27 protein-coding genes and 1 pseudogene are annotated in these 22,082 nt (G+C 74.5%); 15 read left to right on the top strand and 13 right to left on the bottom strand.

The genetic code is table 11. The features are described from left to right. Positions 1-32 precede the first annotated feature (32 nt). Genes G7075_RS13345 through G7075_RS13325 form a run of 6 tightly spaced genes read left to right on the top strand, consistent with a single transcriptional unit; the run spans position 33 to position 2,713 of the window. The gene (locus G7075_RS13345) at positions 33-470 is read left to right on the top strand and encodes a phage holin family protein (protein ID WP_166122479.1); all 438 of its coding nucleotides are present in this window, start codon (positions 33-35) and stop codon (positions 468-470) included. Beyond that, positions 467-745, top strand: a complete 279-nt coding sequence (locus tag G7075_RS13340; protein WP_166122477.1) for a DUF3618 domain-containing protein — start codon at positions 467-469, stop codon at positions 743-745. The genes G7075_RS13345 and G7075_RS13340 overlap by 4 nt, the downstream gene beginning before the upstream one ends. Next, positions 742-1,278, top strand: coding sequence for a hypothetical protein (locus G7075_RS13335; protein WP_166122475.1), 537 nt, complete (start codon positions 742-744; stop codon positions 1,276-1,278). The genes G7075_RS13340 and G7075_RS13335 overlap by 4 nt, the downstream gene beginning before the upstream one ends. Before the next feature lie 13 nt (positions 1,279-1,291). Then, positions 1,292-1,492, top strand: coding sequence for a hypothetical protein (locus tag G7075_RS22880; RefSeq protein WP_371814074.1), 201 nt, complete (start codon positions 1,292-1,294; stop codon positions 1,490-1,492). Further along, positions 1,489-2,142, top strand: coding sequence for an SDR family oxidoreductase (locus G7075_RS13330; RefSeq protein ID WP_371814073.1), 654 nt, complete (start codon positions 1,489-1,491; stop codon positions 2,140-2,142). The genes G7075_RS22880 and G7075_RS13330 overlap by 4 nt, the downstream gene beginning before the upstream one ends. Before the next feature lie 13 nt (positions 2,143-2,155). After that, complete coding sequence (locus G7075_RS13325; protein WP_205860505.1) at positions 2,156-2,713, top strand: DUF6328 family protein; 558 nt, start codon at positions 2,156-2,158, stop codon at positions 2,711-2,713. On the opposite strand, the gene G7075_RS13320 is transcribed toward G7075_RS13325, so the two are convergent. The 3 genes from G7075_RS13320 to G7075_RS13310 form a co-directional block, all read right to left on the bottom strand. Next, positions 2,705-3,502 (bottom strand): hypothetical protein, encoded by a 798-nt coding sequence (locus G7075_RS13320; RefSeq protein WP_166122473.1) that lies wholly within the window; start codon positions 3,500-3,502, stop codon positions 2,705-2,707. The genes G7075_RS13325 and G7075_RS13320 overlap by 9 nt on opposite strands. Next, positions 3,499-4,656 (bottom strand): NRAMP family divalent metal transporter, encoded by a 1,158-nt coding sequence (locus G7075_RS13315; RefSeq protein ID WP_371814072.1) that lies wholly within the window; start codon positions 4,654-4,656, stop codon positions 3,499-3,501. The genes G7075_RS13320 and G7075_RS13315 overlap by 4 nt, the downstream gene beginning before the upstream one ends. Positions 4,657-4,723: 67 nt before the next feature. Next, positions 4,724-4,972 (bottom strand): hypothetical protein, encoded by a 249-nt coding sequence (locus G7075_RS13310; RefSeq protein WP_166122471.1) that lies wholly within the window; start codon positions 4,970-4,972, stop codon positions 4,724-4,726. Positions 4,973-5,722: 750 nt separating this feature from the next. Between G7075_RS13310 and G7075_RS13305 the strand changes: the two genes are divergently transcribed. Further along, entirely contained in the window at positions 5,723-7,291 is a 1,569-nt protein-coding gene (locus G7075_RS13305) for a D-alanyl-D-alanine carboxypeptidase family protein (RefSeq protein ID WP_166122469.1), read from the top strand. Positions 7,292-7,303: 12 nt separating this feature from the next. On the opposite strand, the gene G7075_RS13300 is transcribed toward G7075_RS13305, so the two are convergent. Beyond that, positions 7,304-7,906 carry a biotin transporter BioY gene (locus G7075_RS13300; RefSeq protein ID WP_166122467.1) on the bottom strand — a complete coding sequence of 201 codons (603 nt, stop codon included), beginning with the start codon at positions 7,904-7,906 and terminating at the stop codon, positions 7,304-7,306. A 107-nt stretch (positions 7,907-8,013) separates the two neighbouring features. Here G7075_RS13300 and G7075_RS13295 point away from each other — a divergent pair, with 107 nt between their 5' ends. Next, entirely contained in the window at positions 8,014-8,511 is a 498-nt protein-coding gene (locus G7075_RS13295; protein WP_205860504.1) for a DUF3253 domain-containing protein, read from the top strand. 93 nt (positions 8,512-8,604) lie between these two features. Here G7075_RS13295 and G7075_RS13290 read toward each other — a convergent pair whose 3' ends face one another. Continuing rightward, positions 8,605-9,039 carry a MarR family winged helix-turn-helix transcriptional regulator gene (locus G7075_RS13290; protein ID WP_166122463.1) on the bottom strand — a complete coding sequence of 145 codons (435 nt, stop codon included), beginning with the start codon at positions 9,037-9,039 and terminating at the stop codon, positions 8,605-8,607. 51 nt (positions 9,040-9,090) lie between these two features. On the opposite strand from G7075_RS13290, the gene G7075_RS13285 reads away from it, so the two are divergent. After that, a complete protein-coding gene (locus tag G7075_RS13285; protein WP_166122461.1) occupies positions 9,091-10,752 on the top strand; it encodes an MFS transporter in 1,662 nt (553 codons plus the stop codon). 10 nt (positions 10,753-10,762) lie between these two features. Here G7075_RS13285 and G7075_RS13280 read toward each other — a convergent pair whose 3' ends face one another. The 8 genes from G7075_RS13280 to G7075_RS13250 form a co-directional block, all read right to left on the bottom strand. Beyond that, positions 10,763-11,065, bottom strand: a complete 303-nt coding sequence (locus G7075_RS13280) for a hypothetical protein (protein WP_166122459.1) — start codon at positions 11,063-11,065, stop codon at positions 10,763-10,765. Continuing rightward, the gene (locus tag G7075_RS21330; protein ID WP_166117784.1) at positions 11,017-11,469 is read right to left on the bottom strand and encodes an ABC transporter permease subunit; all 453 of its coding nucleotides are present in this window, start codon (positions 11,467-11,469) and stop codon (positions 11,017-11,019) included. The genes G7075_RS13280 and G7075_RS21330 overlap by 49 nt, the downstream gene beginning before the upstream one ends. Next, positions 11,466-12,386, bottom strand: coding sequence for an ABC transporter ATP-binding protein (locus G7075_RS13270; RefSeq protein WP_240917609.1), 921 nt, complete (start codon positions 12,384-12,386; stop codon positions 11,466-11,468). Before G7075_RS13270 ends, G7075_RS21330 begins: the two co-directional genes overlap by 4 nt. Beyond that, positions 12,383-13,282, bottom strand: coding sequence for an ABC transporter permease subunit (locus tag G7075_RS13265; RefSeq protein ID WP_166122457.1), 900 nt, complete (start codon positions 13,280-13,282; stop codon positions 12,383-12,385). Before G7075_RS13265 ends, G7075_RS13270 begins: the two co-directional genes overlap by 4 nt. Then, positions 13,275-14,330, bottom strand: coding sequence for an ABC transporter ATP-binding protein (locus tag G7075_RS13260; RefSeq protein WP_166122455.1), 1,056 nt, complete (start codon positions 14,328-14,330; stop codon positions 13,275-13,277). The genes G7075_RS13265 and G7075_RS13260 overlap by 8 nt, the downstream gene beginning before the upstream one ends. Positions 14,331-14,422: 92 nt before the next feature. Then, positions 14,423-15,175 (bottom strand): zinc ribbon domain-containing protein, encoded by a 753-nt coding sequence (locus tag G7075_RS13255; protein WP_166122453.1) that lies wholly within the window; start codon positions 15,173-15,175, stop codon positions 14,423-14,425. A gap of 93 nt (positions 15,176-15,268) precedes the next feature. Further along, positions 15,269-15,463: a glycoside hydrolase family 3 C-terminal domain-containing protein gene (locus tag G7075_RS22055; protein WP_256378073.1), complete on the bottom strand. Its 195-nt coding sequence runs from the start codon at positions 15,461-15,463 to the stop codon at positions 15,269-15,271. Next, positions 15,388-17,292: a glycoside hydrolase family 3 protein gene (locus G7075_RS13250; protein ID WP_205860503.1), complete on the bottom strand. Its 1,905-nt coding sequence runs from the start codon at positions 17,290-17,292 to the stop codon at positions 15,388-15,390. Before G7075_RS13250 ends, G7075_RS22055 begins: the two co-directional genes overlap by 76 nt. Positions 17,293-17,316: 24 nt before the next feature. On the opposite strand from G7075_RS13250, the pseudogene G7075_RS22875 reads away from it, so the two are divergent. The 6 genes and pseudogenes from G7075_RS22875 (at position 17,317) to G7075_RS13220 (ending at position 22,008) form a co-directional block, all read left to right on the top strand. Further along, positions 17,317-18,413, top strand: a pseudogene (locus G7075_RS22875) (alpha/beta fold hydrolase). Between the two features lie 133 nt (positions 18,414-18,546). After that, positions 18,547-18,927: a 2Fe-2S iron-sulfur cluster-binding protein gene (locus G7075_RS13240; protein WP_166122451.1), complete on the top strand. Its 381-nt coding sequence runs from the start codon at positions 18,547-18,549 to the stop codon at positions 18,925-18,927. Positions 18,928-18,930: 3 nt separating this feature from the next. Next, positions 18,931-19,845: a catechol 2,3-dioxygenase gene (locus G7075_RS13235; RefSeq protein WP_166122449.1), complete on the top strand. Its 915-nt coding sequence runs from the start codon at positions 18,931-18,933 to the stop codon at positions 19,843-19,845. An 84-nt stretch (positions 19,846-19,929) separates the two neighbouring features. Next, positions 19,930-20,508, top strand: a complete 579-nt coding sequence (locus G7075_RS13230; RefSeq protein ID WP_240917608.1) for a heme-binding protein — start codon at positions 19,930-19,932, stop codon at positions 20,506-20,508. Further along, positions 20,505-20,942: a hypothetical protein gene (locus G7075_RS13225; protein ID WP_166122447.1), complete on the top strand. Its 438-nt coding sequence runs from the start codon at positions 20,505-20,507 to the stop codon at positions 20,940-20,942. Before G7075_RS13230 ends, G7075_RS13225 begins: the two co-directional genes overlap by 4 nt. Positions 20,943-21,003: 61 nt before the next feature. Then, positions 21,004-22,008 carry a phenol 2-monooxygenase gene (locus tag G7075_RS13220; RefSeq protein WP_166122445.1) on the top strand — a complete coding sequence of 335 codons (1,005 nt, stop codon included), beginning with the start codon at positions 21,004-21,006 and terminating at the stop codon, positions 22,006-22,008. Positions 22,009-22,082: the final 74 nt, after the last annotated feature.

Genomic DNA, 22,082 nt, shown 5'->3' with positions numbered 1-22,082 from the left:
TCCACCCTCCCCCGACCCCGAGGAGCTCCCCGATGAGCCACCCCGACACCGACCACCACCCGCCCGCCGACGCCTCGCCGGGCCAGCTCGTCGCCGCGGCGAGCAGCCAGCTGTCCGACCTCGTCCGCTCCGAGATGGCCCTCGGCCGCGCCGAGCTGCGCGCGTCGGTGCGCCACGCCGGGCTCGGGGCCGGCCTCTTCGGCACGGCCGGCCTCGTGGCCCTCTACGGGCTCGGCGCGCTGGTCGCCGCGGCCGTCCTGGGGCTGGCGACCGTCCTCGACGCCTGGCTCGCCGCGCTCGTCGTCGCCGTCGTGCTCTTCGCGGTCGCGGGGGTGGCCGGGCTCGTCGGCCGGCGCGAGGCCTCCCGCACGGCCCCACCCCTCGAGCACGCCGTCGAGAGCGTGCGCACCGACGTGCGCGCGGTGGCCGGGGCCCGCCACGGCGACACCCCCGACGGAGGAGCCCGATGACCGCCGCCGACACGCCGACGCCGGGGAGCGCCGGTCCCGGCCGGACCCCCGAGGAGATCGAGGCCCACATCGCGGCGACCCGCGAGGCGCTGGCCGAGACGGTCGACGCCCTGGGGGCCAAGCTCGACGTCCGGGCCCGCGCCGCGGACCGGGTCGCGACGGTCCGGGCCTCCCTGACCGACGAGCAGGGTCGGCCGACAGCCCCGGCCTGGGGTGGGCTCGCCGCCGCGGCAGGCCTCACGGCCCTCGTCGTGTGGCGACGGAGCCGGCGATGACGGCCTGGAGCACGCTCGTGCGCTCGACCCACCTGGTGACCAACGCCGCGTGGTTCGGCGGCTCCCTCATGGGTGCCGTCGGGCTCAACCCGGCGGCCGAGGAGGGCGAGGACGCCCGCCGGCGGGCGGCCATCGCCGACGAGGGATGGACCCGCTGGGGGCCGGTGCAGGGCGCCGCCGTGGCACTGCACCTCGCGAGCGGCGTCGCGATCCTCGTCGACAACCGCCGACGGGTCCGCCACCACCGCCCGACGACGCTGGCCGTGGTCGCGAAGACGGTGCTCACCGGAGCCGCCGTGGCCCTCGGCGCCGAGGCCTACCGGGTGGGCGCCGCGTTCGGCGACGCCCGCGAGGCCGCCGACCACGACCCGGACGCCCGCGCCGAGGCCCGGGCCCTCGCCGCCCGGCTGCGCCGCCTGCAGTGGGCCACGCCGGTGACCACCGGGGCGGTCCTCGTCCTCGACGCCTACCTCGGTGAGCAGCAGCGCGGGCTCGCCGGGCTCCTCGACCGACCCTCGCTCGCCGTTCACTGACCCAGGAGACCCGATGCCCGACGACATCCCCGCCCAGACCCAGGACTGGCCCGGACGCACCGATGCCCTGAGCCCCCGGCCCGACCACGGTGAGGAGTCGTGGACCGGCCGCGACCGCCTCGTCGGCAAGCGGGTGCTCGTCACCGGCGGCGACTCCGGCATCGGTCGTGCCGTCGCGGTGACGTTCGCCCACGAGGGGCCGCCCTCGTCGTGACGCACCTGCCGGAGGAGGCCGACGACGCCCGCGAGACCGTCGCCGCGGTCGAGGCGGCCGGCGGTCGCGCCGTCGCGGTCGCGGCCGACCTGCGGACCCACGAGGCGGTCCTCGAGGTCGTCGAGCGGACCCGCCGGGAGCTCGTCGGCCTCGACGTCCTCGTGGCCAACGCCGCGTACCAGATGACCCACGACGCCCTCGAGGAGTTCCCACCCGAGCAGGTCGAGCGCACCTTCGCGACGAACGTCTTCGCCACCTTCTGGCTGGTCCGCGAGCTGGCCGCCGACCTCGAGGAGTCGGGCGGCGTCGTCCTCGTCACGACCTCGGTGCAGGCCTACCAGCCCGCCGACCACCTCCTCGACTACGCGGCGACCAAGGCCGCGCTGACCAACCTCGTCGTCAACCTCGCGCAGGAGCTCGGTCCGCGCGGCATCCGGGTCAACGCCGTCGCGCCGGGGCCGATCTGGACGCCGCTCATCCCGGCGACGATGGCGGCCGAGAAGGTCGAGGGGTTCGGCTCCGACACCCCGCTCGGCCGGGTCGGCCAGCCGGTCGAGGTCGCGGCCGCGTTCGTCTTCCTCGCCTCCGACGAGGCGTCCTACGTCTCCGGCACCGTGCTCGGCGTGACCGGTGGCAAGCCGGTCTTCTGACGAGGAGGTGCCCGTGGCCGGCCCCGACGGACGACGGCCCTCGCGCCGGACGCTGTCCCGTAACTGGGACGAGCTGATGCAGGAGCTGCGCGTCATCCAGACGGGTGTCCAGATCCTCACCGGCTTCCTGCTCACCGTGCCCTTCTCGAACCGCTTCCCGGACCTCACCGATGCCCAGCGCGGGGTCTACCTCGCCGTCCTCGGGGGTGCAGTGCTCACGACCGGGTTCGTCGTCGCACCCGTCGCCTACCACCGGGTCCTCTTCCGGGAGCGGCAGCGCGAGCTGCTCGTCGAGTCCGCCAACCGGCTGGCGCAGGCCGGGCTGACGACCCTGCTGCTCACCGTGGCCGGTGTGGTCTTCCTCGTCGTCGACCTCGTCCTGGGCCGGCAGGAGGCCTACGTCGCCGGGGGCCTGGCCCTGGTGCTGCTCCTGGGACTGTGGTTCCTCGCCCCCGTCGGCCTCCGGGCCAGCGGCCTCTTCCCGCGCAACCTGCCGCCCGACTCGCCCCGGGACGCGGGCGACGACGAGGACGCGGACCGGGACGGGGCGAGGGGCGAGGGGTCAGCCTGAGAGGAGGACGCGCCGCGCCGCCCAGTCCACGGACCGCACGGCCGCCCACGGGGACTCGACGTCGTGGCGGTGCCACCGTCGCAGCGCCTCGCCGAGCAGGTACGGCGCCATCGCGGGGTCGTCGCGGTAGCCGAGCTCGCCGCCGAGGCGCCGCGGGCCGTGCACCAGCGAGCTGACGACGAGCGGCCCGACCCGCGAGCCCTTCGGCCGGTCCTGGGCCGCCCGCACCTCGACGACCCGTCCGCCGTCGGACCCGTCGTCGTGGACCACGGCCGCGCCGAGCAGGTCGCTCAGCAGGTGGGCGCCGACCGGGAGGGCGAGGGCGGAGTCGTCACGGGGCGCGGGGGAGAGGTCGCCCCCGAAGGGGTGCTCACCGCCGCGGGCGCCGGGGATGCGCCCGACGAGGTGGCGTCGCAGCCAGAGCTCGGCGTGGTCGGTGGCCGTCAGGTACTCCTCGGCCCAGGGGTCCACGTGGACCGCCGACCCGATCGCCAGCACGTGGTCGAGGGGCAGGACGAGGGGCCGCGGGTCCTCGGCCCGCTCGAACCGCCGCCAGGCCGCCCGTCCCCACCGGCCGAGCACGCCGGGCTGGCGGTGCGACCAGGCGCCGGGTCCCCGGAGCACACCGGTGGCGACCAGCCGCCCGTCGACGTCCTCGAGGGACACGTCGTCGACGTCGCCGAGCATCTCGAGCTCGCGGCCGAGCAGCTGGTGGTCGAGCAGCCGCAGCCCGAGGGAGAGCGGTGAGCCCGCCTCGAGCGGGGACCCCGGGACCGTGTCGCGGGTCATGCGCCGGCCCCCGTCAGCAGCATGAGCGGGATGGCGGCCAGCGACGCGACGACCACGACGAGCAGGTAGCCGGTGCCGAGGGTGTTGGCCAGGCGTCCGTTGACGTGGGGGCCGAGGTAGGTGCGGTCGTTGGCGACGACGAGGATCGGAAGGTAGGTCAGCGGGAGGGCCAGGGCGCTGAACACGACCGAGTACTCCGTGACGAGGACGGGGTCGACGGTGGTCAGGAGGATGCCGACGCCGGCGATGCACGACAGGAGGACCATGGTGTGGAAGCGCGCGGCCCGCAACGGCTCGACGAACTTGCCCCACTGCCACCCGAAGTACTGCGCGACGCTGTAGCCCACGGACAGCCCGGTCTCGCACGCCGCCCCGAACGTCGCCGCGAAGATCCCGACGAGGACGAGGACGAGCCCCAGGGTCCCGACGCCCGACAGCACCGGGAGGACGACCTGTCCCAGGGTGGTCACGGCGATGCCGTGGGGGCGCAGCACCACGGCGGCGGCCACGGCGATCGCCAGTGACAGGAGGCCGCCGAGCGGGAAGCCGATGAACACGTTCGTGCGCATCGTGCGCAGGCTCTGTGGGCTCCAGCGCTCCTCGACCCCGCCGGAGGAGAAGAAGAAGACCTCGTACGGCGTCATCGCCGCACCGAAGAGGGCGACGGCGTAGTACCAGTACGTCGTGCCCTCCTCGCTCCCCGGCACCGAGGGGTGGAGCGCGCCGGACGCGAGGTCGTCCCAGTCCGGACCGAGCCGCCAGACCGCCACCGCGAACACGATGAGGCAGAGCCCGGCCAAGCCGAACGCGTTCTCCAGCACCGAGAAGCGCACCCGCCAGAGCACCACCCACACGAGGACCCCGACGACCGGGATCCACAGGAGGTAGTGGATGCTCGTGGCGAGCTCGAGCGCCAGGGCGACGCCACCGATCTCGGCCGTGAGGGTGAGGAAGGTGACGGCCATCGACCCGAGGAGGGCCAGCAGGCCGACGCGCGGCCCGAGGCGCTCGCGGATCAGGTCGAAGGTCGCCCGGCCGCTGACGGCGGCCACCCGGCCGCTCATCTCGGCGAAGACGCAGATGCCGACGACGCCGACGACCACGACCCAGGCGAGCGACAGGCCGAACCGTGAGCCGACGGTCGCGTTCGTCACGAGGTCGCCGATGTCGACGAACCCCCGATGGCGGTCAGCACGCCGAGAGCGACGGCGAAGAGGCGCTTCATCCCAGCTCCTCGGCGAGCGCCTCGACCGCGGCGGAGGCCGCGTGCAGCCCGGTGAGCGCGGTCCGCGTCGCATCGCGGTCCGAGCGCTGCACGGCGATGCGCACCTCGGCGACGGCGGCCGAGGCGTCGTCGAGCGCGGCCGTCGTCCGGTCCCGCAGGTCGTCGGCCCCGGCGTCCGGTGGCTGTTGCCCCGCGAACCACTGCGCCTCCGCGCCGACCCCGTCCTCGCTGCCGACGACGACCACGGCGGTCGCCGCGTGGGTCGACCGGCCCTCGAGCCAGAGCCCCCGACGAGCTCGGCGGTGCGGGCTTCGCTGAGCGCCGCCTCCAGGGCGGCCGCCGCGGCCTCCCGGTAGGTGGTGTCGTCGCTCGACGAGCAGCCGGCGACGCCGAGGAGGCCGACGGCCACCGCGAGGGCGAGGGCGCACCGGCGGCGGCCCGCTCGTGACGTGCTCACCCATCCGGTCTACCGCGAACGGGGGTCCCGCGGGCCCTCGGGAGCGGGTGGATCCCGTGCGGGGTCGCAGGGCGTCGGGCGCGGGCGCCCGAGGCGGCGGTGGCGGCGTCCAGGGCGTCGTGGCCGAGGACGGGCCCGCCGACGTCGGCGAGCGTCGACGCGGGCGGCGGCACCTCGTCGACCTCGACCACTCGTGCACGTCGAGGGTCGTGGGCCCGGGGTGGCCCCCGTCGGCTCCCGTGCCGAGGGTGTCCGCTGGGCGCATCCCGTCGCCGAAACGGCTGACACGGTGGTCGGTCGACGTCTACCGTGCCGGGAAGGTCATCGGGCAGGGGAGGCGCGCGTGCAGACGGAGGCCGGCCGTGGGTCACCACGGGAGGAACGGGCGTCGGGCGTCGGCCCACCTCCGGAGGCCTCCGCCAGCAGCGGGCCGGGCGTGCCGGGCGCGCCGGGCAGGCACCGTGCCCCGCGGGCGCACCGCGGACGCCGCCCCCGGGTCGCGGCCCTGACGGCGACGACGTGCGCCGGGGCCCTGTTGGTGACCGCTCCCGCCGTGGGTGCCGGGCCGTCGCACCCCGACCTCGCCCGCGTCGCCTCGCCGTCGGTGGCCCGGATGGCCGGGGCCGACCGCTACGCCACCTCCGTCGCGGCGTCCCGGGCCGCCTTCCCCTCGGGCTCGTCACCCTCGGTCGTCTACCTCGTGTCCGGCACCAGCCCGTGGCACTCCCTCAGCGCGACGCCGGCCGCCGTCCACGAGGGTGGGGGTGTGCTGCTCACCCGGGCCGACGCCCTCCCCGCCGTCGTTTCCGCCGAGCTGCGGCGGCTGCGGCCCGGCCGGGTCGTCCTCGTCGGATCGACGAGCGTGCTCTCCACCGCGGTTGCCCGACAGGCGAAGTCGATCGTGCCGGAGGTGACGCGGGTCGGCGGCGAGGGGCGGTACCAGACGGCGCAGGCGCTGGTCCGCCACGCGTTCCGGACCCCGGTGGCGCACGCGTGGGTCGCGACCGGCCGGGTGTGGACCGACGGTGTCGCCGCCGGGAGTGCCGCGGCGTCCGCCCGCGAGCCGCTCCTGACCGTCGACGGGTCGGCCACCGCCCTCCCCGCGGCGCCGCTCGACCTCCTGGCCGACCTGGGCGTGACCTCGGTGACGCTCGTCGGCGGGACGTCGGCGGTCTCGGCGGGCATCGAGCGCCAGCTGACGGGGTTCCTCGGGGCGGGTCAGGTCACCCGGGCCACCGGCGGCGACCGCTACGCCGTCGCCCGGAGGGTCGCCGACCTCACCCACCCGAACCCGGCGCCCGGGACCTCGTACGTCGCCACCGGACGCGACTTCGTCAACGCCCTCGCCGGCGGTTTCCTCGCCGGCCGCACGAAGCGCCCGCTGTACTACACGCTCCCGTACTGCGTGCCGGCGACCGTCCGTGTCCGACTGGCGGGCTCGGCGACGACCCGCGTGACGCTGCTCGGCGGGGAGGGCTCGGTCCGCAGCCTCGTCGGCACGCTCGAGACCTGCCGCAGCATCACGTCGCCGAGCAGCGAGTGGGTCCTGGCCAACAAGCACAACCCGCTGCGCCCGAAGTCCTACGTCCCCGCCGGCCTCGTCGCACCGGACGTCTCCAACCCCGGCGGCGGGCGCCTGCGCAAGCCCGCCGCGGCCGCCCTGGCCCGGATGTTCTCGGCCGCCCGGAAGGACGGCGCGGGCCGGATGCAGGTGGCCAGCCCCTACCGCTCGTACAGCACGCAGTACTCCGTGTACTGGAACCGGGTACGGACCCATGGCCGGGCCTACGCCGACCGCTGGATCGCGCGGCCCGGGTACAGCGAGCACCAGACCGGCCTGAGCCTCGACATCGCGCCGGTCGGCAGCTCGTCGTGTGGAGCGCACAACTGCATCGGCGGTACGCCGCAGGGGAACTGGCTCAAGCGCAACGCGTGGCGGTACGGGTTCGTCCTGCGCTACGAGCCCGGGTACACCTCGGTCACCGGCTACAACAGCGAGCCCTGGCACTACCGGTACGTCGGGACGGCCCTGGCGAAGGCGTACCACGCGGGGTCGTGGCACAGCCTCGAGCAGTTCCTCGGGGAGCCGGCCGCGCCGACCTACTAGGGGCTGCTCGCGTCAGCCGCGGTCGAGCGCCCCGACGAGCTTCCAGGCACCCGGCAGGAGACCGGCGGCGAAGAGGGCCTTGAGGGCGTCGCCGAGGAGGAACGGCACGACGCCGACCGAGACGGCCGCGGCGACGGACATCCCGGTCGAGAGGGCGAGCCAGCCCGCACCGAAGACGTAGATGGTCAGCGACGCCGCGACGGCGGCCAGCAGCTGGCGCGGCACCGAGCGGTCGTGCCCACGACGCGAGGCGAGCCCGGCGACGGCGGCTGCGGCGAGGAAGCCGACGAGGTACCCGCCGGTGGCGCCGAGGAGGACGTGCGCGCCGCCCGAGGCATCGGTGAAGACCGGTAGCCCGACGACGCCGAGCAGCGTGTAGAGCGCCATGCTGGCGACGCCGCGGGCCGGGCCGAGCGCGGCGCCGACGAGGAGGACGGCGAAGGTCTGGCCGGTGACGGGCACGGGGGAGCCCGGGACCGGCACGGCCACCTGGGCGGCGAGGGCGGTGAGCAGCGCGCCGAGGCCAACGGTGACGCCGGTGCGGGTGAGCGTGCGGGGCAGGACCGCCTCCGCGAGGACGGAGTGCGGGCGGAGGGGAACGGCGGCGGTGGTCATCAGGGCTCCGGGTCTCGGGGTCGGTCGGGGTCACCACCCATCCTGCCGTCGGGTCCGGGTGGCATCGCACGGGGGTGACGAGATCGACACGGCGTAGCGTGCGGGGGGTGGGTGCGAGCGACGAGGGGCCGGAGCGGACCGACGACGGTCGGTACATCGTCGTCGACGGGCGGCGTTGGCGGGCAACCGATCCCGGCATCCCCGAGAAGCTCCGAGTCGAGCTCGTCGCCGAGCTGATGGATGCGCGGCGGGCCGTGCGATCGGAGGGTGACGCGGCTCGGCACCGGGTGCAGGACGCCAAGGTCGCCCTCGGCGAGCGGGGCGAGCCGTGGTGGGAGGAGCCGACCGGGTCCGCGCTGCGCGAGCGGGTGGCCGCGACCTACCGCGCCCTGCTGCGCCACCGCCCCGAGGGGACGACCTGCCCGAGCGAGGCCGCCCGCGTGGTCGGCGGCGAGGGGTGGCGCGGCCTGTCGGCCACCGTGCGCGACCTCGCGTTCGACCTCGCGGACGAGGGCACGGTGCGGGTGCTCCAGAAGGGCGAGCCCGTGGAGCGCGGCGTCAGGGGGCCGGTGCGGGTCGGCCGCGGCCCGCGCTTCCCGGCCTGAGCGGGACCCGGACCCGCAGCCGGAGCCGGACCCGCGCTCGCGTCCGCGCGAGGTGCGCGCCTCCGTGTGCGGTCGCACCCGGGCCCGCGCAGGTCAGGGGGAGGCGGGAGGGGTCCGACGGGCCGCCACGAGCCGGACGAGCTCGGCGCGGAACGCGGCCGCATCGGCCAGCGGACCCTCGACGAGCCGGTCGGCGACTCCGGAGGCCTGCACCGCGGCGTGCGCGCTCGCCCCGAGGTCGGTGCGCTCGACGAGGACCCGTCGCCGGTCGCGAGGGTCGCGACGCCGGGTCACGTGTCCGGTGCGCTCGAGCCGGTCGACGATGCGGGCCATCGTCTGCTCCTCGACGTGGCTCGCGGCGGCCAGCTCGCGCTGGGGGAGGGGCCCGGATGCGAGGCCGTGCAGGGCGAGGAAGCCGGCGTGCGTCAGGTCGTGCCCGGCGAGCCAGGCGTTCCAGTCGTGCTCGACCATCCGTGCCGCCGTGGACAGCAGGCGCCCCAGGGACCAGTCCTCGTGGGGGGTCGTCACGGTGTCGAGCCTAGGTCGTGGGCACGGGGTCCGGCCGCTATATTGCCCAGCATGCTGAGTGATGCCTCCGCCACGACGCCCGCCGGCGACCGGAGGGCGACGCGTCGCCGCTGGGTCGGCCTCGTCGTCATCAGCCTCGGTGTGTCGCTGATCATCGTCGACTCGACGATCGTCAACGTCGCCGTGCCCTCGATCATCGACGACCTCGGCATCACCTCCAGCGACGCGCAGTGGGTGCAGGAGGTCTACACCCTCGTCTTCGCCGCCCTGCTGCTGGTCTTCGGCCGGCTCGCCGACCACTTCGGCCGGCGGCGCCTGTTCGCCCTCGGGGCACTGGTGTTCGGCCTCTCGAGCATCCTCGCGGCGACGGCTGACGGCGGACCGTGGCTCATCGGGGCCCGCGCCCTCCAGGGCGTCGGCGGGGCCATGATGCTGCCGACGTCGCTGTCCCTCCTCAACGCGACCTTCCGCGGCAAGGACCGAGGCATCGCCTTCGGGGTGTGGGGCGCGACGATCGGTGGCACCGCCGCGCTCGGCCCGCTGCTCGGCGGCTGGCTGACCACGAGCTTCTCCTGGCGCTGGGCGTTCGGCATCAACGTGCCGCTGACGGCGGTCGTCATCATCGGCCTCTACCTGCTCGTCGACGAGTCCCGCGAACGGAGCGCCGGGACCGGGGCGGACTGGGCGGGGGCGGTCCTCGCCGCGGTCGGGTTCGGCGCGGTCGTCTTCGGGCTCATCGAGGGCCGCACGTACGGCTGGGTGCAGAGCACCGGGACGGACTTCTCGCTCTTCGGCTGGACCTGGCCGTGGTCGGTGTCGCCGGTGGCCGTCGCCTTCGTCGTCGGGGTCGTCGCCCTCGTCGCGTTCGTCATCGTCGAGCGACGGCGGAACGCGACCGGCCGGGTCGCGATGCTCGACCTCGGGCTGTTCACCATCACGTCGTTCCGCAACGGCAACATCGCCGCCCTCATCGTCAGCCTCGGCGAGTTCGGGCTGCTCTTCGCCCTCCCCTTGTGGTTCCAGAACGTGCTGGGCTACACCGCGTTCCAGACCGGCCTCGTGCTGCTCGCCCTGGCCGTCGGCAGCTTCGTCGCGAGCGGTCTGGGCGCCGCCCTCGGGCGCGGCCGCAGCCCGGTGTTCATCGTGCGGCTGGGCATCGTCCTCGAGATCGTCGGCATCGCCGGCATCGCGCTGCTGCTGCGCCCCGACTCCGGGTGGGTCATCACGGCGCCGCTCCTCTTCGTCTACGGCATCGGCGTCGGGTTCGCCACCGCCCAGCTGACCGGCGTCGTTCTCGCAGACGTCCCCGTCGAGCGCAGCGGCCAGGGCTCGGGCACCCAGAGCACGGCCCGCCAGATCGGGTCGGCCTTCGGCATCGCCATCCTCGGGACCATCCTCTTCACCGTGCTCGGGTCGCGGCTCGACACGAGTCTCGCCGACCGCGGTGTGCCGGAGCAGGCGCGAGTGCAGGTGGTCGAGGCGGTCAAGGCCAGTGCGGGCGCGGCCATCCCGGCCCTGGCCCGCGACCCGGGCACGGCCGCGGCCGCCGCGGACGCACGCACCGCGCTCACCGAGGCCACCCGGGTGTCCGCGGCGACGGCGGCGGGCTTCCTCGTGCTCGGCCTGCTCGCGAGCCTGTCGCTCGGCAGCGGCCGCCGCCCGGACGACGTGGAGCCCGCGACACCCGACGGAGCGGTGCCGGCGACGGGCTGAGCGCCTGTCGCTACTCGTCGCCCCGGAGGGTGAACGAGCGCAGGCGGTCGCCGGTGAACCACACCGACCCGAGCGTGACGACGACGGCGGCGACGACGGCGTAGGCGGTCGCGACGTCGACGGTGCCGAGGAGCGGGCTCACCGCGTGCGCCACCTCGCGGCCCCACGCCCCGACCGAGAGGTAGCGGATGCCCGAGAGCACCGACCCGAGGACGCCCTCCCAGAAGAGCGTGTAGAGCAGCCCGACGACGACCGCGTGACGCGTCAGCGCGGCCAGCCCGAGGAAGAGCGCCGAGTACACCGTGCCGGCCACCGCACCCCGATGCCGAGGGCGAGGGCGCGCCGCGGCTCGGAGGGGTCGAGGACGAGCCCGACCCCGGCCAGCGGCAGGGCGCCGAGCAGCATCGTCGCCAGCCAGGCGGCGGCGTACTTGCTGACACCGATGACGTACCGGCTCACCGGCTTCGAGAGCAGGTAGACGATCGAGCCGTCGTCGACCTCCGGGCCGAGCACGGCGGTCGAGGCGAGCAGGGCGACGAGCGGGAGGGCCAGGCTGAGGCCCAGCCCGACCGTCGCGTCGAGGCCCGTGTCGCCGTCGGTGAGCCCCCGGACGACGAGGGCCAGCACGAGCAGGGCGAGCGGGATGACGAGCAGCACGAGCCCGCGGCGGCGCCCGGCGACGGCCTGCACGGAGAGGCGGAACAGGGTGCGGTTCACCGGGTCAGCCCCCACCAGGTACGAGAACACGCTCTCGAGCGAGTCGTCGGTGGGGCCAGCTCGAGGACCCGGATGCCGTGCTCGCGCGCGACCCGCGGCAGCCGGACGGCGAAGGAGCCGAAGTCCGCGACCGACACCGCGATACCGCCCTCCGGACGCAGCGAGACGGCCACGACCGACGGGTCGGCGATGAGCCGGGCGGCCAGCGCGCGGTCGTCGTCGGCGACGACGACGTACTGCACCGGGCGGTCGGTCATCAGCCGCCGGATCTCGCCGAACTCGCCGGACGCCGCGTGCCGGCCGGAGACCACGACCTCGATCTGCCGGGCGACCTGCTCGACCTCCTCGAGGATGTGCGAGCTGAAGAGCACGGTGCGGCCCTCGGCGCCCATCCGCCGCAGCAGGGCCATGAGGTGCAGGCGCTGGCGCGGGTCGACGCCGTTGAACGGCTCGTCGAGGAGGAGGACGGCGGGGTCGTGGACCAGGGCCGAGGCCAGCTTGACCCGCTGGCGCATCCCCTTGGAGTAGGTGCCGATGCGGCGCGCGGCCGGCTCGGTCATCTCGACGACCTCGAGCACGCGCTCGGTGGCGGCACCGGGGTCGGGGAGGCCGTGCAGCTCGGCGTTGGCCAGGACGAACTGGCGTCCGGTGAGGTAGCCGAAGCTGACCTCGCGCTCGGGGACCAGCCCGATCGAGCGGTACACGGAGGTGTTGCGCCACACCGCCGTCCCGTCGAGGGTCACCGTGCCGGCCGAGGGCGCGAGGAAGCCGGACATCATCGCGATGAGCGTCGTCTTGCCGGCGCCGTTGGGTCCGAGCAGGCCCGTGATGCCGGGACGCACGGTCATCGAGATGCCGTTGACGGCCACGACGTTGCCGTACCAGCGCGAGGTCTGGTCGAGGGTCAGCACGCTCACGACGTGGCCTCCCGCCGGTAGCGCGCGACGAGGGCGGCGAGGCAGGCCACCGAGATGCCGACGAGCACGGCGACGTAGGCGAGCTCCATGCCCGTCGACGACGGTGGTGTCGGGGTGTCGGCACCCGTCCAGGCGCCGATCAGCCCGCGGTAGAGGGAGTACGGCGAGAACAGGCCGGCGATCTCGCCCACCCGGGTGTTGCCGCCCGGCTCGGTGGAGATGCCCTGGATGACGGTGACGACGCCGTTGGCGATGACGAGGAGGGCGATCGTCGCGACGACGGCGAAGCCCCGCCGGGTCGACCACGAGGCGATGAGCCCCGCGATGCCGGTGAGCGACAGGGCGAGCAGCACGGCCAGCCCGAGCGCCTTGGCGGCCTCGCGCGTCTGGTCGGAGACGTCGAGCTCGATGAGCAACGAGACGGCGTAGAGGATGACGATCGGCAGCACGAGGAAGACGAGGGTGGCGGCGAGCAGCGAGGTCCAGCGGGCGACGGCGTAGGCGCTCGAGCGCAGCGGGCGGGCGAGGTAGAGCGAGATCGTGCCGTGCCTCAGGTCGCGCGAGAACAGCACCGGGGCCTGGGACGCGACGAAGATGCCGAGCAGCACCTGGGTCGTGGACGCGTACTCGGCATACCCGATGGGCAGCTCCTTGAGGCCCACGAAGGCCGCGATCCCGCCGATGACGACCGCCGGCAGCAGGTTGAGGGCGAGTAGGACGAACGGCAGGATCTTCGAGCGACCCGAGCGGCCCAGCCCGAACGCGTTGCGGAAGCCGGTGACCGCCAGGGCCCGGGCGATCGTGGCCGGTGGCATCCGGGTGCCGGTGTACGGCCGGTAGCCCAGGTCGTGGATGACGCTGCGGCCCTCCGGCGTGGCCGCGGTGGGGTCACTCACCGGGCACCCCCTCGATGCGGCGGTGCCGCCCGGCCCGTCGGTCGGTGTCGGCGACCGGGGCAGCGGGGGCGGCCGGGACGACGGGAGCGGCCGAGGCGACGGGAGCGGCCGGGACGCTGTCGGCCGACGCCCCGGGTGCGTCGTCGGCGAAGACGTCCTCGATGCGCCGGTGGTCGGTCTGGAGGCGGACGAGCCCGAGCCCGAGGTCGCTCGCGGTGTCGCGGACGAGGTCGCGCACGTCGAGGCCCTGCGCCGTCGCCCCGACGCTGAGCACCGAGCCGCGGTCGGTCACCGCGACACCGGCACCGGTCAGCGCGGCGGCCATCCGGGCGTGCGCCTCGTCGCCGAGGACCTCGACGAGCAGCGCCCCCGTGGCGTCGAGGAACTCGTCGGTGCGGGAGGCGCGCAGCAGGCGGCCGCCGTCGAGCACGACGACGTTGTCGCTGACCCGCTCGAGCTCGCCGAGCAGGTGCGACGTGACGATGACGGCGATGCCGAAGTCGTGGCCGATGCGCCGGACGAGCCCGAGCATCTCCTCGCGCGCGGCGGGGTCGAGGCCGTTGGTCGGCTCGTCGAGCAGGACGAGGCGCGGGTCGTGGGCGAGGGCCTGGGCGAGCTTGGCCTTCTGCTTCATGCCGGTGGAGTAGCCGCCCATCGGCCGGTAGCGCTCCTCGGCGAGCCCGACGTGGCGCAGCACCTCGGCGGCCCGCTCGCGCGCGGCGACGCGGGGCAGGCCCGACATCATCGCCATGTGCACGACGAAGTCGCTGGCACTGACGTCCGGTGGGAGGCAGTCGTGCTCGGGCAGGTAGCCGACCGCGGCCCGCACGGCTGCGCCCTCGGTGGCGACGTCGTGGCCGAGCACCTCGGCCCGCCCGCCGGTCGCCGGGATGAGCCCGAGGAGGATCTTCAGCAGCGTCGACTTGCCCGCGCCGTTGGCCCCGACGAGGCCGGTGGTGCCCTCGCCGACGTCGAGGGTCAGGGCGTCGAGGGCGAGCACCGCACCGTAGTCCTTGGTGAGGTGCTCGACGCGCACGACGGGGGCCATCACCTCACCGTAACGGTGTCGGGGCGCGGGTGTCGTGAAGATCCTGTGGAGGTGTCGGCGTCGGGCGGAGGCGTGCCACGGCGGGGGAGCGGCTACTTCGCGATGTCGATGTACACGAGGGCGTCGGTGCCGCCCCGGCAGACGACGGGCGTGGTGTTCTCGCACGTCATCTCGTAGTCCTTCTTCGTCACGGGCGAGGTGGCGGTGACCGTGGCGGGCAGCGTGCCACCGGCGGCCTGCAGCGCCCGGGCGGTCTCGATGGCGAAGTCGCAGGTCGTCACCTCGTTGCCGCTCCAGGCGGTCATGCCGCCCTCGAGCTCGGCGCACTTCTTGGCGGTCGAGGCGCGCTCGGTGGGCTGCGGGCCGGTGGGCGACTCCGACGGCGAGGCCTCGCCGCTCGGCGACGTGCTGCCCGACGGCGCGCTGCTGCGCGTCGTCGGGGCCGCGGCGGGGGAGTCGCCGTCGCCGCCCGAGCCGAAGTACCAGAGCAGGCCGGCGAGCATCAGGAGGCCGACCGTCGCCAGCGCGACCATGCCGAGGCAGCCGCGCCGGCCGTCGGGGTCGCCGGGACCGGCGGCGCCGCCCGGCACCTCGTCGGGGTCGGCGTACCCACCGCCGGGGCGGTGGACGTCGGGGTAGGACGTGTCGGGGTAGGACGCGTCGGCGTCGGCGGCGAAGGGGAGCAGCTCGTCGAGGTCGGAGGTGTCGTCGAGGTCGGGCATCGGGTCGTCGTCACCGGCGGGCGACAGCGGCTCCTCGTCACGGCGGGCCAGCAGGGCGGTACCGCAGCGGGAGCAGAAGCGGGCCTGGTCGGCCTGCGTGGCGCCGCACTCGGGGCAGGTCACGGGAGATCTCCGTCCGTGGGGTACATCCCCGCCACGATAGCCAGCGATGCACCCCCGGCCCCAAATCCGTGCGGGGCCGGGGGGTGCACGGCGTCAGTGGTGGTGGCCGCCGCCGTGGCTCCCGCGGGTGCGCAGCCCCCAGCCGTAGGGGAAGGCCGGGTGCTGCCCGTCGCCGACGTTGATCGGCTCCTGGTCGACCGAGCGCGGCCAGGTCACCGGCAGCCGCCCGGTGAACGGTGCGTCACCGAAGAGGACGTCCGAGACGCCCTCTCCCTCGCTGCCCGGCAGCCAGGAGGCGACGAGGGCGTCGACCGTCCGCAGCTGCGCGGGGGGATGACGACCGGTCGTCCGGACACGACGAGCACGACGCACGTCGACGCCCTCGCGCAGACGGTGTCGACCGCGCGGGAGTCCGCGGTGCTCAGCTCCATCGTCTTGGCCGGTCGGGGTTGCCCCGCGTCACCGGGGTCGTTCGACCAGCTCGGGCCGCCGACGTCGCCGAACCCCTCGGAGTACGGGGTCTCGCCGACGACGACGACGCCGACGGCGCCCCGGGGCACCGGTGCCGACGCGTCCTCGCTGAACGTCACGTCCCTCGCCTCGCCGCGGATGCCGTCGAGGACGGTCGTGCCCGGGATGTCCGTCGTCGAGCCGCCCTGCCAGGTGAGGGTCCACCCGCCGGCCTGGTTGCCGATGTTGTCGGCGTTGCTGCCCGCGACGTAGACAGGACGACGCCCGTTGAGCGGCAACGCCTTCCGGTCGTTCTTGAGGAGGACCTGCGACTCCTGGACGGCCTCGCGGGCCACCGCGCGGTGCGCCGCCGAGCCGATGTCGTCGATGTTCCTCCGGTCCGTGTACGGGTGCTCGAAGAGCCCCAGCTCGACCTTCTTCGTGAGGATGCGCGTCACGGCGTCGTCGATGCGGGCCATCGACACCTGACCGCCCTGCACGGCCGCCGTCAGCGTCGTCGTGAAGTCGCGGAAGTCGTACGGCTCCATGAACATGTCGACGCCCGCGTTGACGCCCGTGGCGACCTGGTGCGCGTACGTCGAGCCCGGGTCGATGTGGTGGATGCCCTCGTAGTCCGAGATGACGAACCCGTCGAAGTGCTGCTTCTCCTTGAGCCACCCGGTGAGCAGCTCCCGGTTGCCGTGCATGTTCACCGGGTTCCCGAGGCCGTCCTCGGTCCAGTCGACGTCGGAGTAGCTCGGCATGACCGAGCCGACGTCCCAGCGCCTGACGGCCGGTACGTACGGGGCGAGCGCGAGGCGCTCGAAGGTGCGGCGCGAGACCTGGTCGACGCCCTGGTCGATGGGGTAGCTCCCCGTCCGCTGGCCGTTCGAGCCGGTGCCGTAGGTCGTCAGGCCGTCACCGGCGAAGTGTTTGGCGGTGGCCAGGACCCGGTCGGCGTCGTCGAGCTGCCCGGGGCGGCCCTGCAGGCCGCGGATCGCGGTCTCCATCATCGTCACGAGCTCCGGCGTCTCGCCGAAGCTCTCGTAGGTGCGACCCCAGCGGTCGTCGCGCGCGACGCAGAGGCAGGGCGCGAAGGCCCACTGCGGCCCGGTGGCCCGGGTCTCCTCGGCCGTGATGTGCGCGATGCGCTCGACGAGCCCGGGGTCACGGGTGGCCCCGAGGCCGATGTCGTGCGGGAAGACCGTGGCGCCGTCGAGGTTGCCGTGGCCGTGGACCGAGTCGACGCCGTACAGCAGCGGGATGCCCAGGCGGGTACCGAGCGCGGCGCGCTGGTAGCGGTCGACCATGTCGGCCCAGGCGGACGGGGTGTTCGGGGTGGGTACGGACCCGCCGCCGGAGAGCACGCTGCCGAGGCCGAGGGTCGTGATCTGGGACGGGTCGGCGTCGATGCCGCCGCGCTCGGCCTGGGTCATCTGCCCGACCTTCTCGGCGAGGGTCATCCGCGCCAGCAGGTCGGCGACGCGCTTCCCGGTGGGCAGGCGTGCGTCGCGGTAGGGGAGGGCGCTGCCGGCCCGCGCCTGCAGGGAGGTGGGGGTGGAGGACGGAGCAGCCGGTGCGGCCGGTGCGGCCGGGGCGGCCGCGGCGGCGGCCAGGCCGGTGCCGGTGAGCACGGCGGCGGTGGCGAGGACGGTCAGGCGGCGCAACGGCCGCCTCACGGTGGGGAACGCATGCGGGGTCCTAGGGGTCCGGCGGGGCCGGCCGGGATGCACCCGGTCGCGCCGCGGACGCCGTCGTCCACGGCCCTCACCACCCTAGGGACGGCCTGCCGCCTCGAGGTCTGGCGAACGCCCGCACTCCGTAAGGGTTCGGAAAGCGTCACCGGCGACAGAGCGGCCGGCCGCCGGTTCGCGATGCCGGAACGACGGGCCCACGCACCCCGGACGGCTCCTACCCTGCGGCCCATGACGACCACGTCCGCCCCCGTCGCCCCCGCCTCCACCAGCCCCGAGATCGGCCGCACCGTCACCGCGGGCGGCATCGGCACCAACGTCCACGTCCTCGGCGACCCGGCGACCCAGCCGGTCGTCCTCCTCGTCCACGGCTCCGGCCCCGGCGTCACGGCCTACGCCAACTGGCGGCTGACGATGCCCGCCCTCGCCGAGCGGTTCTGCGTCGTCGCCCCCGACATGGTGGGCTTCGGCTTCACCGAGCGGCCGGACGGCTTCGAGTACTCGATGCCGCACTGGACCGCCCACCTCGTCGCGCTCATGGACGAGCTGGGCGTCGAGCAGGCCGACGTCGTCGGCAACTCCTTCGGCGGGGGCTGGCCGCCTCCCTGGCCGTCAACCACCCCGAGCGCCTGCGCCGGCTCGTGCTCATGGGCGCCACGGTCTCGCCGCAGCGCATCAGCCCCGGCCTCGACGCGGTCTGGGGCTACCGCCCGTCCGTGGAGAACATGCAGGCCCTCCTCGAGCTCTTCGCCCACGACCGCGACGCGCTGGGCCCCGACCTCGCGATGGTCCGCTACCGCGCCAGCATCCGTCCCGGGGTGCAGGAGGCGTTCTCGGCGATGTTCCCGGCCCCGCGCCAGCGCCACCTCGACGCCCTGACCCAGCCGATCGCCGCCATCGAGGGCATCCGGCACCGGGCGCTGATCGTCCACGGGCGCGACGACCGGGTCATCCCCGTCGAGTCCTCCTACGCGCTGCACGGGCTCATCCCCGACTCGCAGCTGCACGTCTTCGGCCGGTGCGGGCACTGGACCCAGATCGAGCACGCCGAGGCCTTCAACCGGCTCGTCGGCGACTTCCTGTCCGCCCCCTGAGCCCGGCCGGCGCGCGCCCCGTCCCGGCCGATGTTCCGGGATGAGGAACGTGTGTGGTCCGGTCCGCGGCGTCCGGCGACCCTCGTTGCAGGCGGCACGGTGCCGCCCACCCACTGACCGCAAGGGAGCGCCGGTGCCGACCGTGACGATCCACCCGACGGGCGAGGTCATCCACCTCGAGACCGGTGAGACCGTGCTCAGCGGGCTCTACCGCGCCGGGTACTCGTACACCGTCGGCTGTCGACGTGGCGGCTGCGCGATCTGCAAGGTCGACTGCCTCGCCGGTGAGTTCGCCTACGACCACCCGATCGCCGACACCGTCCTCAGCGAGGACGAGCGCACCGACGGCACCTGCCTCAGCTGCCGTGCCGTGCCGACGACCGACGTCACCATCGAGCTGCGGGGCGAGGACGTTCGCCTGGTCAACCCCTTCCTGCGCCAGATCAACGAGAAGGCTCGTCTGCGCGCCCAAGCCCTCGCCGCCTCCCCGGCCGGCGCCGTACCCAAGGAGTAACGCATGGCAGTCAGCAGGTTGGGCTACGCCCACGTCCGCGTCACGGACATGGCCGAGGCCAAGGACCACTACGCCAACACGATGGGCCTCTACGAGACCCACGCGGAGGGCAACAAGACGTACTACAAGGCCTGGGACGAGTGGGACCACCACTCGGTCGTCCTCGAGGAGGGCGGCGTCGGGCTCGTGAAGTTCGGCTGGAAGGTCGACTACTCGAGCGACATCGACGAGATCGAGAAGCGGGCCACCGCCTTCGGCGTCACCGTCGAGCGGATGAGCAAGGGCGAGAACGCGGAGATCGGCGACGGCATCCGGTTCACCACCCCGTCCGACCACGTCTTCGAGGTCTACCACGAGGCCACCTGCATCGGCACCGAGGTCGGGACGCACAACCCCGACGCCTTCCCGCGCCACCTCGTCGGGGTCGGCGTGCCCGCGCTCGACCACTCGCTCATCACGGCCGAGGACCCGGGCCTCATGGACCGCTTCCTCACCGCGGTCTTCGACTTCTTCCCGACCGAGCGCGTGCAGACGAGCCTGGACGACGACGCCGACATCATCGCGACGTGGATGACGAGCGGCAACCAGATCCACCAGCTCGCCGTCCTCGCCGGCCCGCAGGGCAAGCTGCACCACTTCGCCTTCCGGCTCGGCGACTGGGTCGAGGTCGGCCGCGCCGCGGACCTCTTCTCGATGGACGACGTGCCGATCGACATCGGCCCGACGCGCCACGGCATCACCCGCGGCCAGACGGTCTACTTCTTCGACCCGTCGGGCAACCGCAACGAGGTCTTCGCGGGCGGCTACCTCGCCTTCCGCGACCGGCCGATGAACGTGTGGACGCCGGACGCCCTCGGCAAGGGCGTGTTCTACCACGCCCGCGAGCTGAACGACGCCTTCACCTCGGTCCTCACCTGAGCTGACCCCACCGGTCGCCCGGCCCCCGGACGACCCACCGCCACCGCTCGACGGTGGCGGCGACGGAGCACCGTCGCCACCGCGGTGGCCCCTGCCCGCCGACCGGCGGGTGACCGCCCACCCGTCGACGACGACGACGAGGAGCAGCAGATGCTCGTCCGCACCGAGACGACCCTGACCCACGCCGGGGCCCGGGTCGCGCTGGACGCGGCGCTCGAGCGCGCCGAGGAGGTCGGCGGGGCGTTCAACGTCGCGGTCACCGACGCGGCCGGCACGCTGCTCGCCTTCGCCCGGATGGACGGCGCGTTCGCGGCGTCCGGCGAGATCGCCCGGGACAAGGCCTGGACGGTCACCGCCTTCGGGGGCCTCCCGACCGCCACCCTCTGGGACGCCATCTCGTCCGAGGACGCCGTCCGCGACGGCATCGGCCGGCGCGGACGGGTCGCCGCCTTCGGTGGCGGGGTGCCGGTGGTCGTCGACGGGTCCCTCGTCGGGGCCGTCGGTGTCTCGGGCGGGTCCGCCGCCCAGGACGCCGACGTCGCGGCCGCCGGAGCCTCCGCGCTCGCCGCCCGGATCGCCGAGTCGTCCGTCGCCGTGCCCGGCGTCGCCGTGCCCGTGGGCGTGGCCGCCGGCCACCGCCCCTCCCGAGAGGAGACCCCGTGACCCCGTTCATGCTCCGGGTCGCCGAGATCGTCGGCACCCCCGAGGACCAGCTCCCCGACGTCGAGGAGCTGGCGCCCATGCCCGAGACCCGGATCAGCCGGCGGATCGCCACCGGCACCGGCGCCGACCGCCAGGTCGCCATCCGCTCCCTCGCCGAGCAGCTGGTCAGCGAGGCCAACGCCGTGCTCGGCCCCGCCGACGACCGGCTCTCGCTCGTCGACGAGCCGCTGCCCCACGAGCTCGCGTTCTCCGTGACCCACCGGGGTCGCGCGGCGCGGGTGTCGACGACCTTCGAGGACGGCACGGCCTACGGCCGCCTCGTCGGCGACGGCTTCGACGCCGAGCTCCCCCACGAGCTCGAGGGGCCGGACGCGCTCCCCGACCTGCTCGTGCGCCTGCTCGTCGAGTCCGGCGTCCACCACCACGTCCCCTGACCCAGCGACCCCACCCCAGACGGACCGGACACCCGAGCCGGCCCAGCCCCGAGGAGGCACCGTGCAGTACGAACTGCGGACCCAGGTCATCGACCCGCCCCGCAAGACCTTCGACCACCTCGTCAGGCGCTACGGCGACCGCCCCGCCTCGCGCTACGAGGAGGGCACCATCGACATCCAGGCCAAGGAGAACTTCCACTACCGGCCGCTCTGGGACCCCGCGCACGACATCTACGACGAGGCCTACAGCGCGTTCCGGCTCACCGACCCGTACTCGTTCACGGACCCGCGCCAGTACTACTACGCCCCGTACGTCACCTCCCGGGCCGCGATGGCCGACGCGGTGGCCGCGACGCTGGACTACCTCGACTCGCGCGACCTGCTCTCCCGCCTCCCCGACGCGTGGTCGTCGGTGATGGGTGAGCTGCTCGTGCCGCTGCGGCACTACGAGTCCGGTGCGCAGATGGTGTCGTGCGACATCGCCCGCTTCGGGTTCGGCACGACGATCACGCAGTGCGCCGCCTACGCCGCCTTCGACCGGATCGGCAACGCCCAGGCCCTCAGCCGCGTGGGGATCGCCCTCGGTGGCGGCACCGCCGAGCTCCTGGCCGACGCCAAGACCCGCTGGGTCGAGGACGCCTCGCTGCAGGGCCTGCGCCGGTACGTCGAGGAGCTGTTCCTCGAGAAGGACTGGGGCAGGGCGCTCGTCCGCCTCGACGTCGCGGACCGGCTGGTCTACGGGCTGTTCTTCGCCCACCTCGACGACGCGGCCATCGACCAGGGCGCGGGTTCCTACAGCCTCGTGGCCCAGCACCTCTCGTCGTGGTTCGCGGACCAGCGCAAGTGGGTCGAGGCCCTGTACAAGGCGTGGGTCACCGACCCCGGCACCGGGGCCGCCAACACGCAGCTGCTCGCCGTTACCACGACCGAGGCCCTCGCCGCCGCCCTCGTGGCGCTGGGTCCGGTCGCCGCCCGGGCCGACGAGCTCGTGGGCGCCGCCGCTGCCGCCTCCCTCGACGCCACCGCCACCACGATCCGCGACGCCGTCGCGGCCCTCACCGCCTGACCGGCAAGGACGAGCCATGAACACCACCGCCCCCACCCGCCCCGTCGGCGTGGACATCCAGGAGAGCGAGACCA

Source organism: Phycicoccus sp. HDW14, assembly GCF_011383005.1.
Classification (GTDB): domain Bacteria; phylum Actinomycetota; class Actinomycetes; order Actinomycetales; family Dermatophilaceae; genus Phycicoccus.
Note: the sequence above shows the minus strand (reverse complement) of the source record. Positions and strands in the feature narration are given on the sequence as shown.

Bases quoted from the DNA above. Each gene is read 5' to 3' on its own strand.
- G7075_RS13285 (WP_166122461.1), top strand. From the start codon at position 9,091: ATGCTGAGTGATGCCTCCGCCACGACGCCCGCCGGCGACCGGAGGGCG.
- G7075_RS13320 (WP_166122473.1), bottom strand. From the start codon at position 3,502: ATGACCCGCGACACGGTCCCGGGGTCCCCGCTCGAGGCGGGCTCACCG.
- G7075_RS13345 (WP_166122479.1), top strand. From the start codon at position 33: ATGAGCCACCCCGACACCGACCACCACCCGCCCGCCGACGCCTCGCCG.
- G7075_RS13340 (WP_166122477.1), top strand. From the start codon at position 467: ATGACCGCCGCCGACACGCCGACGCCGGGGAGCGCCGGTCCCGGCCGG.
- G7075_RS22880 (WP_371814074.1), top strand. From the start codon at position 1,292: ATGCCCGACGACATCCCCGCCCAGACCCAGGACTGGCCCGGACGCACC.
- G7075_RS13260 (WP_166122455.1), bottom strand. From the start codon at position 14,330: ATGGCCCCCGTCGTGCGCGTCGAGCACCTCACCAAGGACTACGGTGCG.
- G7075_RS13235 (WP_166122449.1), top strand. From the start codon at position 18,931: ATGGCAGTCAGCAGGTTGGGCTACGCCCACGTCCGCGTCACGGACATG.
- G7075_RS13335 (WP_166122475.1), top strand. From the start codon at position 742: ATGACGGCCTGGAGCACGCTCGTGCGCTCGACCCACCTGGTGACCAAC.
- G7075_RS13300 (WP_166122467.1), bottom strand. From the start codon at position 7,906: ATGACCACCGCCGCCGTTCCCCTCCGCCCGCACTCCGTCCTCGCGGAG.